Consider the following 12,326-nt stretch of genomic DNA (forward strand, 5'->3'; position numbering starts at 1 on the left):
TTTAAAGTCTAAATTTGTTGTTGTTAGTTAAAAAGATAGCGTTGGCAAAGAAGAGCTTTCCATTTTGCCAGAAAGATCTAAATAGTGGATTGTCTACCATATATATAATGCTTCCGTTACCTATGTTTATTTCGCCAAAAACCAAAGAATTATTGAGGCCTTTTAATGCCTCTTTACCTGCGAAACCAGAAACGTTTTGAGGCTCTTCAATATAAGCAATATTGTACCCATTTTGAAGTAGTTTGTATGCGTCACTTCCCAATTTTAAACTAAAATAGGTGTCGTCATATCCAAAAGCCATAGGATGAGAAGCATCTACTTTGGTTTTAAAAATACTACCTGTAATAAAATCTTTTACGCTTTCACGTTCTCGTTGATCATAGGGTGTGCGATTGCCAATAGAATCTTTTTTCTTTTCTTCGGGTTCGTTTTTCTTTAATTCAAAACCATCTTTATTAGCAAAAATCTGTAATGCATTAGCAATAGCAATGATTTTCCCTCCTTTTTGAATCCAATTTTTGAGGGTTTTTAATGTTTCTTCTTTAATTTGACCATCATAATATCCATTAGGTATAATCAATACATCGTAGTTCTCTAAATCGACTTTTTCAAAATAATTGCTATTTATAGATGTGATAGGAAATTTTAGTTGCTGTTCGAAGAAATGCCATATTTCGCCATAGCTTAGAGAGGATGTGTAATTTCCTTTTAGAACAGCTATACGCTGATTGTTGATCAGTTTTACATCAGGAGATCCAAAATCTACTCCACTTGTAGCAAAACTACTTGGAGCTGGATACAGTTTTCGACGATGCTTGTTAGCAAGTTCGGTTACGATCTTATCATAATCTTTATTTTTACGATTGTCACTTTTGGTAATGATAAGACTACCTTTTTTGAAACGATCACCATTGTTCGAAAAGTTTTTTTCGCTAAAACGAACTCTTATATTGTGTTTCAATAAATCTGCCATAAAAGTTGCATCATCAAGGCTGTTCCATTTTGTGATATATCCTGCCCCCGAAGGGTTTACGGTGTTGTTTATAACGTTCTGTTTTTGAGTGCCATTTATAGCAATCAATGAAGTAGATGCAATAGCTTCTAACCCATATGCATGAGGTACACTCCAGGCTGTTATGTCATAGGTAAGGGGGTTGCTTAATTTAGCATTGGGTTCAAAAAGTACTTTAATCATCTTGCCTTTGGGTTGATTAGTGTTCACAACCAGTGCACCATTAGCATTTATACTACCTGGTTTATTTCCTCTAAAATTAAACCCCGAAACTTTTGAAGTGTTTGTAAAACCATACTTTATGTCGTGTTTGTCAAGCAGTTTGGTAAGTGCATTAATTTTATCAGATTCACCGGTTAGTACATAACTTTTATACTTTAAATTACTGTTGTTAAAGAACTTTTTAAATTCTGTGTTAAGCTTTGCTGCATTTTTTGAAGAAATCTCAACGGTAGATAACCCTGTTGTAGTATGATGTAATGCCCTGTCCTTTAGAGTTAAAATATACCCTTCATCGGTTTGGATACCCAATCCTGCACGACCATGACCAGCTTGTTCGTAGGTCATACCGATCGCTCCCATAAATGTGGGGTAGGTGTCTCCATAACTTGGGTATAATAAATCAAAACGCTCTCGAGTAAAGAATAGCCATCCTTCAGCATCAAAATATTTTGCATGATTTTTACCAATCTGTGTTTGGAAATCGCGTTGCCACGAAGTAATGATTTCATGAAACGGCTCGGCAGCTGGTGCAAAATAATAGGGCTCGTTGATACCTTGTTCATGAAAATCTACATGTATATGTGGCATCCATTGGTTATAAATTCTTAAACGTTGCTCAGACTCAACCTGGGTAGCCCAGGCCCAATCTCTATTAAGGTCAAAAAGATAATGATTAGGTCTTCCTCCTGGCCAGGGTTCATTATGTTCGGTTGCATTTTGATCTGTATTATACGGAGTTGCCTTTATTTGGTTGTACCAATTCACATAACGATCTCGACCATCTGGATTAATACAAGGGTCCATGATTACTATTGTGTTTTGTAACCAATCTGATTTTTTAGTAATTAATTCATATATCGTTTGCATGGCAGCTTCGGTACTAGAGGCTTCATTACCGTGCACATTATAGCTTAACCATACAATTGCAGTTTGCGGAGAAGAAGCACCTTCAATAATACCGGTATTTTTAAGATGCTCTAATCGTATGGGTTCAATATTTTTCAGATTTTCTTCAGAAGAAATTATGGCATAAGTTAAGGGGCGGCGCTCATTTGTTTTTCCGTAATTAGTATAGTTCACCATACCAGAGTTTTCGGCCACATGCTCAAAATAATGCACTACATCTGCATGGCGTGTAAATTGATCCCCAATTTCATAGCCTAAAAATTCTGAAGGTGATTGTAAACTGCCCTGTGAATAAGAAAAAAGCGTAACTATGACATAGAGTGAGAAGAGTAATTTTTTCATTGACTGATTGAAATTTTAAAAATGAAAAATACCGAGTTAAATTTAGGTTATAATCTGTATTAACTAAAATTTAGGATTTACAATCACAATCTAATGTATATTTAACCTCTAAAAAAAGAGTAGTATATGCCTAGTGACTGTATTCCGTTTAGAGATACGAATTACTTTTCATCCCTTATTTGTGATTATTTAGATCAAAAAGCTGAATTAAAGCCATTTTATAATCGTTTTCCGAAAGTAGAAAATTTTGAAGCTCAGATACTAGAGAAACAACAATCATTTTCTAATGAAAACAGGAAAATTCTTGTAAATGCTTTAAATAGTCAATATCGCAGTACTAATTATTCTGAAACAACTAAGAAAAACATAGAATCTTTAGCACAGACTTCTACATTTACAGTGACTACCGGGCATCAATTAAATCTTTTTACCGGTCCGCTATACTTCTTATACAAGATTGTTTCTACTATAAATTTGACCAGAGAATTAAAAGAAAAGTATCCGAATTATAATTTTGTACCGATCTATTGGATGGCAACAGAAGATCATGATTTTGATGAGATTAACTATTTTAACCTGTTCGGAAAAAAAATACAATGGAATCGTAAGGATGGCGGTGCAGTAGGAGTTTTTGATACCAATGGGTTAGATAAGGTGTTTGATATCTTTTCTTCTGAAATCGGTTCTGGACGTAATGCAGAACGATTGAAATCACTTTTTAAAGAAACTTATCTTAAGCATAACAATCTAGCTGAAGCTACCCGATATCTTGCAAACGAACTTTTTGCAGACTATGGTTTGGTCATTATTGATGGTGACGATAGAGAGTTGAAACGCCTTTTTATTCCATTTGTTGAAAAAGAATTGGTAGAGCAAACATCATACAATACGGTATTGCCAAAGGCTCAAAAACTAAAGGACACAGGGTATAAAATACAGGTAAATCCGAGAGCGATTAATTTATTCTATTTAGCCGATGGTTTAAGAGAACGAATTATAGAAGAGGACGGAAGTTATTTTGTAAACGAAACAGAAATAAGTTGGAGCAAAAGTGAGATAGTAAAAGAACTCTATGAGTTTCCAGAACGATTTAGTCCTAATGTGATGATGCGTCCCTTGTATCAAGAAGTGATCTTACCTAATCTTTGTTATATCGGAGGAGGAGGAGAGTTGGCCTATTGGTTTGAACTCAAGGATTATTTTGATGCTGTACAGATTCCGTTCCCAATGTTGCTACTACGCAACTCGGTGTTGATACAGACTAACAAACAAGCAGAAAAGATTAAAAAACTGAATGTATCTGATACAGAATTGTTTCTAAAACAACATGAATTGATCAATCATAAGGTGAGACGAATATCGAATATCGATATCAATTTTGATCCACAACGGGCCCATCTAAGGGAACAATTTGAGGAAATGTATAAACTCGCAGAACAGACCGATGTTACTTTTGGTAATGCAGTAAAGGCTCAAGAGGTAAAGCAGCTCAAAGGATTGGATGTTTTAGAAAAACGTTTGTTAAAGGCACAAAAACGAAAGCTAAGTGATCATGTGCAACGATTAACCACGATTCAGAATGAATTATTTCCTAATCAAAGCTTGCAGGAGCGTACCATCAATTTCTCAGAAATGTATTTGGAGTATGGTGAGGAGTTGATCCCAACTTTGATTAAACATTTAGATCCGTTGAAAGGTGAGTTTCTAATCGTGAGCTCTTGATCAATAATAATTAATTCAAGCTCTAGTTCCGTTGGATGCTGCCCTATAGCATTAAGAGATACTTTCCATTTTTCTTCATATATAGGGAAGTCTTATTATTTTATGATCACATTCATGGCACTAGATACGTACCCTTCCAATCGTTATTTTGTTTTCGAAATAAAACACGAATGTGATTAGGTCTGTTTAAACGTAGATATTCAATTTTATCTGGAATCAATTTAATAGCAGTAAAGAAATGTTTTTCCTCTAGAAAATCTATTTTTTCGGGGTTTCTGATCTCTTCTCCAGGAGCTAATTTTGTAGTGTACTCCTTTTTCGACTTCTGCGGAATCTGTTCCCAAATATTTTTTAGTGTTTCATCGTCTGTTACAATTTCGGCTTTGGCTCTTATCGATAATTGTATTAGTCTTTCGTTATCTAAAAAAAGAAGACTTACAACATTGTGTTCATGAATATGAGTAATTTTTTTTGACCTTTTGTCGGTATATATCGTTAAATTTAATTGGTCATCTATATCTCGTAGGACCACAGTTCGTAATCTCGGCCTGCCATTGATCCCCGATGTTGCAAAAGTGAAATATCGAAAAGGATGCTCTGAACTTTTAATTGCATTTCTGAGGTCATTTACGATTGTAGAGAAGATAATTTCAGTCATTGGTGTAATGATTAAGGTTGGTCTCATAAAGTTAATCATTTTAATAATGAGTGTCAAAAAACTAGCTTAATTTCATATTGTATTTTGAATTTTTTTTCTTTTAGAAATAGGTTTGTATATAATATTGTAAAATTATTCCTTTCAGGATTTCGGGGGTAGAAATTAAATTTTATTTTTGCCTATGCAAAACAACAAGGTACTTATTTTAGACTTCGGGTCACAGGTAACACAACTTATTGGGCGTCGCGTTAGAGAGCTCAATATCTATTCAGAAATACATCCATACAATAAACCTCCACAGGATATTGATAATTATAATGCTGTAATATTGTCGGGTAGCCCATTATCCGTTAGAGGCGATAATGTAGCGCATCCAGATCTTACCGAGATACGTGGTAAAAAACCACTATTGGGTATTTGTTACGGTGCGCAATACCTAGCACATTTTGGGGGCGGACAAGTAGCAGAATCTAATACCCGGGAGTATGGGCGTGCAAACTTGTCTTATGTTAACAATAATGAATTGTTTCAAAATATTTCAGAAGGTTCGCAAGTTTGGATGAGTCACAGTGATACCATAAAAGAATTACCAACCAATGCTAAGCTTTTAGCAAGTACTCATGATGTAGAAAATGCAGCGTTTAAGATTGATGGTGAAGAAACCTATGCGATTCAATTTCACCCAGAAGTATATCACTCCAAAGATGGTACACAACTCCTGAAAAATTTCTTAGTTGATATCGCCGGTGTTGCTCAAGATTGGACTCCAGATTCTTTCGTAGAAGAAACAGTGAATAGCTTAAAAGAGCAGTTAGGTAATGATAAAGTAGTGCTTGGGCTTTCTGGAGGTGTGGATTCCTCGGTTGCGGCTATGTTATTGCATAAGGCTATTGGTAAAAACCTTCATTGTATTTTTGTTAATAATGGTTTGCTTCGTAAAAATGAATTTTCTACAGTGTTAGATCGCTATGAAGGAATGGGGCTAAATGTAAAAGGAGTAGATGCTTCGGCACGTTTTTTGGATGCTCTTGCAGGAGAAAGTGATCCGGAAAAAAAGCGTAAAGCTATTGGGCGAGTGTTTATTGAAGTTTTTGATGATGAAGCACATGCTATCGAAGATGTTAAGTGGTTAGCACAGGGTACTATATATCCAGATGTGATAGAGAGTGTCTCTGTAACCGGTGGTCCAAGTGCTACGATCAAGAGCCATCATAATGTGGGTGGATTACCCGATTATATGAAACTAAAGATAGTTGAACCATTAAAGATGCTATTTAAAGACGAGGTACGTCGTGTTGGAGCATCTATGGATATGGATAAAGAGTTACTAGGTAGGCATCCATTCCCAGGTCCAGGGTTAGCTATTCGAATATTGGGAGATATAACCAGTGATAAAGTTCGTATTTTACAAGAAGTAGATGCTATTTTCATCAACGGCTTAAAAGAAAATGGTTTATATGATAAAGTATGGCAGGCAGGGGCAATTTTATTGCCGGTTCAAAGTGTCGGAGTAATGGGAGATGAGCGAACATATGAGAATTGTGTGGCCTTAAGGGCGGTAGAAAGTACAGATGGAATGACTGCAGATTGGGTGAATCTGCCTTATGAATTTTTACAAAAAACTTCTAATGCAATAATAAACCGGGTAAAAGGCGTTAATAGAGTAGTATATGATATAAGTTCTAAACCACCCGCAACTATAGAGTGGGAATAGAACCATATTAAATTATGATTTTTGGAGTCAGGGAATAAAAAAAGAAATCAAATGAAAAAGTTGTTGTTAATCTTTTTATTGTTAATCATAGGCAATTCTGCTTTTGCACAACAATATAAGAGTCATAAAGTTGCCAAAGGTGAAAATGTGTATAGAATTGCTAAGCGCTATAACACAACACCAGAGGCTATATACCGAATTAACCCTACCGCCAAGGATGGAATTAAAGAAGGAGAGATCCTGGCTATCCCAGTGACAAGTGACGAGGAGTACAAAACACATATTGTTGAAAAAGGAGATACTGTTTACAGCCTTTCTAAAGAATATGGTATAACCACAGAGGCTATATATATCCTTAATCCAGAAGCTGTAAATGGTATTAATATAGGCCAAATTCTTAATGTAGGTAAAGTAGAGAAGAAAGATCCTACTAGTATTGATGGGGTATCAGAAGAAGGTAAAGATTCAGTTTTGGATAGCTTAAAAGCAACCTCAGATGAACGTAATGTAATTCGTTTTATAACCCATAAAGTAAAACGAAAAGAAACTTTATATGGCATAGCAAAAAAATATAAGATTACTGTAGAAGATATAAAAAAGCATAATAAGAGATTGTATTCTGAGCAGATTAAAAAGAAGGATAAGGTTAGAATACCTTTTTATGCTGATGGTCCAGCTATAAAAGACGCTGTTAAAGACACTGCAGTTACTAGATTGACTACTACAACTCAATATAGTATTAAGCCAAAAGATACAAGATATGCTATTGCAAGACGACATGGTATCACTATTGGTGAGTTAGAGAGACTTAATCCTAATATGGATACTGATCTTCCGGTAGGAATGCAAATCATAGTACCCACTTCTGTTTTTGTACCATTAGGTCAACAGGCAATTGAAGATGGATTAGAACTTTATCAAGTGCCTCCAAAAGAGACGATCTATAATATATTACGCGTTACTGGGATTTCTTCGGATTCACTATTTAAGATGAACCCTTATCTGATTCAAGAAGGTTTAAAAGAGGGTATGGTATTAAAAGTTCCCAAAATGAATAGAACTGTCGATACTATAGCTGTGCCAAAAATCTCAAAAACAGGATTAGTAGATTTACAATCTATGCTGTATAATTTTAAACCCAAGAAGATAGCCGTGATGTTACCTTTTAGTCTAGACACTCTAAATCTTAATGCTAGACAGCAAACCGAAGAGTATTTAAAAAATAAACAAAGCCTTCGAATTTCACTTGATCTTTATAGTGGGGTTTTGATAGCTATAGACTCTGCAAGAACCAAAGGGATCACAACAGAACTTAATGTTTTTGATACACAAAAGAATAAAAATAAGAATCATATAAAAGATTTAATAGACCAAAATAATTTTGATACTACTGATGCTGTTATTGGTCCTTTGTATCAATCTAATTTAGAAACAGTTGCCGAAGAGCTTAAGAAGTATAATACACCTGTGTTTTCTCCAGCTTCAAGAAAAGAATCGACCATGTATGATAATTTCTTTCAAACCAGGCCTTCAAATGTGATGCTTCAGGACAGGATTCTGTCTTTTGTAGAAAAAGATTCGACTGATAAAAATATTATAATCATAGTACAGCAGGGGAAAAAACATGAAGAAATTAAAAACAAACTAATTGCTAAATTTCCTGAAGCTAAAGTTGCTCAAATTGAAGAAGGGAATTACCTATATGAAGTTCGTCTTAATAAAGTTTTAGACAATAAAAGACCTAATTGGGTTTTTCTGGAATCAAATGATGTAGCTATGATAAGCAATGTTATTCCTCTACTCAATGCTAAATCCGAAAGTCATAAAATAACCTTATTTACTACAGATAAAAATAATGCTTTTGATGATGATAATATTAAGAATGAACATTTGTCAAAACTGCATTTGCATTATCCATCCATGAATAAAGAATTTAATGATGCTAATGAGGACAAGGATGAAAAGAAAATATCACCGTTTGTAATGAGGTATCGAAAAGAATACGGTGTAAACCCAAGTAATTGGGCGGTACGTGGTTTTGATATTACTTATGATATTTTAATGCGATTAGGAACTGCAGATGACCTTTATCATGCGGTTTCTTTTGAGGGGACAACAGAGTATGTGGAGAGTAAATTTAATTATGATAAAAAGGTTTTAGGTGGATATCATAACCAAGCTGCTTATCTTATTAAATTTGATGATGATCTAAAATTAATCGTAGTAGATTAGTTTTTTTTATAGCGAGTAAACTTTTGATAAATAACTCAAAAACAAAAAAATATAAAAGAGATATTGGTGTTACTTGGGGAAATTTAAATTTAATGCCAAATAAATATTGATTATTTATAGAAAAAAAAATAATTTTCTATATCTTTGATATTCTTAAGGTTAGCTTTTTTTTCTGATAGTTTGTTAGGAAATGAATTTTCCTTGGCACTATAATTGATTATAATAAGTTGTGTGGAATACAATGAAAAATAATCCATATTTATGTCCTAGAAATTATGTGTAATTTAAAAATACGTGTATATTTAGGATCAAAATGGTAACACTTTTTTAAGAAATGTTAACAGTATTTGCCCCATATTGTTGCTTTGAGACCTTAAAAACAGTGAAAAAATTGACTTTTGGTTGGGCATAATTGTTACAATTATGATTAAATACTTTACTATTATTTTATTTCTATTTTTTGCCAATAATAATGGTTATGTTGGAAAGTTCTCATATACAGAAAGAAGTGAATTAGCATGGTCAGATTTTAGAGGCAGACCAGAAAGTAGTAGTACTTATGATGCTAGTGTAAATACTGGAATAACCTACCAATGGTCATATGGAAAAGATAAAGGCGATATTGAATTAAACTATCAAGTAGATAGTTTTTGTTACCCTTCGCTATCCTGGGTTAAAAGAGGACAAATGTCCGAGCACCTTCTCTCTCACGAACAACTACACTTTGATATTTCAGAATTGCATGCTAGAATAATGAGAAAAAGGTTGAAAGAATACAAGCCTGGAGGAAACATAAGAAGAGATCTCAATAAAATGTATAAGTTAGTAGAGAGAATGAGAATCAATATGCAGGAAAGATATGATGAAGAAACAGGTCACTCTAACAATCAAGCCAATCAAAAAAAATGGGAGAAAAAAATACAAACATTAATGTGGTATTATAGAGATTATCCAAAATAATCATTTTTTCTTCTTACAGTGGATATCCAGCTTCAAAAAGATTTTCTTATAAAGTTAGCTCATACCAAAATGCCTTTTGGTAAATATAAGGATAGGTATCTAATCGATATTCCAGAATACTATATAGTTTGGTATCATAATAAAGGGTTTCCTAAGGGAGTACTCGGGCAACAATTACAAACAGTTTATGAGCTCAAGTTAAATGGACTAGAACATCTAATACGGAATATCCAAAAATTATAATCTACATGTTTACAAATTGGTACCCTGCCAATTCATTTTCTTTTAAGTTAATTTCTGTTTCATTTAATAAGATTCCGTGTTCGATATAAGCTTTTAAGTTAGCAAGCCAAAACGTCCATCCATTACTACATCCAAAATGTACTCTCAGCTTACTTTCGTCGTCTGTCGGGATGTCAAATTGTGTAAGAGTAACGATAGTTACATTGTTTTTCTTTTCTAATACTATAGACACCTTAGAAGTTTCAAAGGTGATTTCGATATGATCTTTTCCATTAGCTTCAAGGACTTTTCCATCTTCTTTTCCATCCCAATTATGCCATTGCCATGTATACGTATCTCCCTTTTGAATATGTTCTAATGGTTTTCTAAGTTGTCCTGATGAATTTTTGTATTCTGCATTTTTTAAAAACCATGAAGTGATTCCGTGTTGAGTAGCCCATAGGTCATATAATTTTTCAACTGAAGTATTGATGTAAATCTTCTTGGTAAACGAATTCCATTCTAATTTTTCCATGACTAGATAATTTGATTAGATGTATCCCTAAAAATAAGAAAAATGTATCTTAAAATTAGTTAAACATCTGAATATCAAATTTAATTCTCTCAAAAGTTTGACAGTGAGCTAAATTAATTCTTGGTGTTTGTTTAAAGTTTTGTTAGAGGTCGTACAGATCATTAAGGAATTTGTATTTTGTAATAAACTAACAAGACTATGAATATTAGTACACTGGCTATTAAGGTGCTGGCTTTATCTGTTGTCATTCATTTGCAGGCATATTCGCAAGATTATAGAGAAGGGCCTTTTACTCAACTCATTATAAGGGGAGTTACTTTAATCAATGGTAATGGATCGCCTCCTCGGGGTCCGGTTGATATTGTAGTAGAGAAGAATGTAATTAAAGATATTGTTGTTGTAGGATATCCCGGAGTGACAATCAAACCTGATAAACGACCCGTTTTAAAACCTGGTGGTAAAGAACTTAATGCCGAAGGGATGTATCTATTGCCAGGATTTGTAGATATGCATGGACATATTGGTGGAGTCGCTCAAGGAGCGGATTCAGATTATGTTTTTAAATTATGGATGGCACATGGAGTGACCACGGTTAGAGAACCAAGTGGAAGAGGTATTGATTGGACAATGAAACTGAAGCGATCTAGTGCGAAAAATGAAATCATAGCACCTCGCATCTTTGCATATACAGGATTTGGTCAAGGGAGTTCTGAGTCGATAAGTACACCAGAAGCAGCAAGGAAATGGGTTCAAGACAATGCAAAAAAAGGAGCAGACGGGATTAAATTTTTTGGAGCGGCACCAGAGATAATGGCCGCAGCCTTAGATGAGAATAAAAAATTAGGATTGCGTTCTGCATGTCATCATGCACAAACAGATGTCGCACGTTGGAATGTTCTAAACTCTGCCAGAGCTGGACTTACGTCAATGGAGCACTGGTATGGGTTACCCGAGGCTTTGTTTGAAGATAAGACGATTCAACATTACCCCTTAGATTATAATTATCAGAATGAGCAACATCGATTTGAAGAAGCGGGGAAACTGTGGAAACAAGCCGCGCAACCTTATTCTGATCATTGGAATAAAGTAATGAATGAACTTTTAGAACTGGATTTTACTTTAGATCCTACATTTAATATCTATGAAGCGAGCAGGGATTTGCAACGAGCCCGAAGAGCAGAGTGGCATGAAACCTATACGCTTCCATCTTTATGGCGGTTTTACCAACCTAGTAAAATCTCACACGGTTCTTACTGGCATGATTGGGGTACAGAACAAGAAGTTGCCTGGAAAGAAAATTATCAATTATGGATGACCTTTATTAATGAATATAAAAATAGAGGAGGGCGAGTAACTGTAGGTTCCGATTCTGGTTTTATTTTTCAATTATATGGTTTTGCTTATGTAAGAGAGTTAGAATTACTTAGAGAAGCCGGTTTTCACCCATTAGAAGTAATTAGGGCGGCAACTTTAAACGGAGCAGAAGCTTTGGGTGCAGGGGATAGAATAGGGTCTGTTGAAGTAGGAAAATTAGCAGATTTTGTATTGATTGATCAAAACCCGCTTAAAAACCTAAAAGTACTTTATGGTACAGGTGCTATTCGATTAACAGATACCAATGAAGTAGTGCGAGTTGGGGGAGTTAAATATACGATTAAAGACGGGGTAATTTATGATGCTAAAGCGCTACTTAAAGATGTGAAAAATAAGGTAGATGCTGCTAAGAAAAAAGAGGATTTTTCTATTCTACAACCGGGTGTGAAGGAATAAAAAAATGCGCCAAATTCTACTTTGACGCATT

General features: G+C 34.5%; 9 protein-coding genes. 6 read left to right on the forward strand and 3 right to left on the reverse strand.

Annotated features, from left to right (window positions below; genetic code table 11):
- Position 1: 1 nt before the first annotated feature.
- A complete protein-coding gene (locus tag ABW637_RS19195) occupies positions 2–2,482 on the reverse strand; it encodes a M14 family metallopeptidase (RefSeq protein WP_367586341.1) in 2,481 nt (826 codons plus the stop codon).
- Between the two features lie 126 nt (positions 2,483–2,608).
- On the opposite strand from ABW637_RS19195, the gene bshC reads away from it, so the two are divergent.
- On the forward strand, positions 2,609–4,204 hold the full coding sequence (bshC, locus tag ABW637_RS19200) for a bacillithiol biosynthesis cysteine-adding enzyme BshC (protein WP_367586342.1): 1,596 nt from the start codon (positions 2,609–2,611) through the stop codon (positions 4,202–4,204).
- A 112-nt stretch (positions 4,205–4,316) separates the two neighbouring features.
- Here bshC and ABW637_RS19205 read toward each other — a convergent pair whose 3' ends face one another.
- On the reverse strand, positions 4,317–4,889 hold the full coding sequence (locus tag ABW637_RS19205) for a pyridoxamine 5'-phosphate oxidase family protein (RefSeq protein ID WP_367586343.1): 573 nt from the start codon (positions 4,887–4,889) through the stop codon (positions 4,317–4,319).
- A 154-nt stretch (positions 4,890–5,043) separates the two neighbouring features.
- Between ABW637_RS19205 and guaA the strand changes: the two genes are divergently transcribed.
- The 4 genes from guaA (at position 5,044) to ABW637_RS19225 (ending at position 10,011) form a co-directional block, all read left to right on the forward strand.
- Positions 5,044–6,576, forward strand: coding sequence for a glutamine-hydrolyzing GMP synthase (gene guaA, locus ABW637_RS19210; protein ID WP_367586344.1), 1,533 nt, complete (start codon positions 5,044–5,046; stop codon positions 6,574–6,576).
- A gap of 51 nt (positions 6,577–6,627) precedes the next feature.
- The gene (locus tag ABW637_RS19215) at positions 6,628–8,808 is read left to right on the forward strand and encodes a LysM peptidoglycan-binding domain-containing protein (protein WP_367586345.1); all 2,181 of its coding nucleotides are present in this window, start codon (positions 6,628–6,630) and stop codon (positions 8,806–8,808) included.
- A 423-nt stretch (positions 8,809–9,231) separates the two neighbouring features.
- Complete coding sequence (locus tag ABW637_RS19220) at positions 9,232–9,768, forward strand: DUF922 domain-containing protein (protein ID WP_367586346.1); 537 nt, start codon at positions 9,232–9,234, stop codon at positions 9,766–9,768.
- A gap of 24 nt (positions 9,769–9,792) precedes the next feature.
- The gene (locus tag ABW637_RS19225; RefSeq protein ID WP_367586418.1) at positions 9,793–10,011 is read left to right on the forward strand and encodes a DUF3820 family protein; all 219 of its coding nucleotides are present in this window, start codon (positions 9,793–9,795) and stop codon (positions 10,009–10,011) included.
- A 1-nt stretch (position 10,012) separates the two neighbouring features.
- Here ABW637_RS19225 and ABW637_RS19230 read toward each other — a convergent pair whose 3' ends face one another.
- Positions 10,013–10,525, reverse strand: a complete 513-nt coding sequence (locus ABW637_RS19230; protein WP_367586347.1) for an SRPBCC family protein — start codon at positions 10,523–10,525, stop codon at positions 10,013–10,015.
- Positions 10,526–10,723: 198 nt separating this feature from the next.
- Here ABW637_RS19230 and ABW637_RS19235 point away from each other — a divergent pair, with 198 nt between their 5' ends.
- Positions 10,724–12,295, forward strand: a complete 1,572-nt coding sequence (locus tag ABW637_RS19235) for an amidohydrolase family protein (protein ID WP_367586348.1) — start codon at positions 10,724–10,726, stop codon at positions 12,293–12,295.
- Positions 12,296–12,326 lie beyond the last annotated feature (31 nt).

Source organism: Aquimarina penaris (assembly GCF_040786285.1).
Taxonomy (GTDB): Bacteria; Bacteroidota; Bacteroidia; order Flavobacteriales; family Flavobacteriaceae; genus Aquimarina.

Bases quoted from the DNA above. Each gene is read 5' to 3' on its own strand.
- ABW637_RS19195 (WP_367586341.1), bottom strand. From the start codon at position 2,482: ATGAAAAAATTACTCTTCTCACTCTATGTCATAGTTACGCTTTTTTCT.
- ABW637_RS19230 (WP_367586347.1), bottom strand. From the start codon at position 10,525: ATGGAAAAATTAGAATGGAATTCGTTTACCAAGAAGATTTACATCAAT.
- bshC (WP_367586342.1), top strand. From the start codon at position 2,609: ATGCCTAGTGACTGTATTCCGTTTAGAGATACGAATTACTTTTCATCC.
- ABW637_RS19215 (WP_367586345.1), top strand. From the start codon at position 6,628: ATGAAAAAGTTGTTGTTAATCTTTTTATTGTTAATCATAGGCAATTCT.
- guaA (WP_367586344.1), top strand. From the start codon at position 5,044: ATGCAAAACAACAAGGTACTTATTTTAGACTTCGGGTCACAGGTAACA.
- ABW637_RS19220 (WP_367586346.1), top strand. From the start codon at position 9,232: ATGATTAAATACTTTACTATTATTTTATTTCTATTTTTTGCCAATAAT.
- ABW637_RS19205 (WP_367586343.1), bottom strand. From the start codon at position 4,889: ATGAGACCAACCTTAATCATTACACCAATGACTGAAATTATCTTCTCT.
- ABW637_RS19235 (WP_367586348.1), top strand. From the start codon at position 10,724: ATGAATATTAGTACACTGGCTATTAAGGTGCTGGCTTTATCTGTTGTC.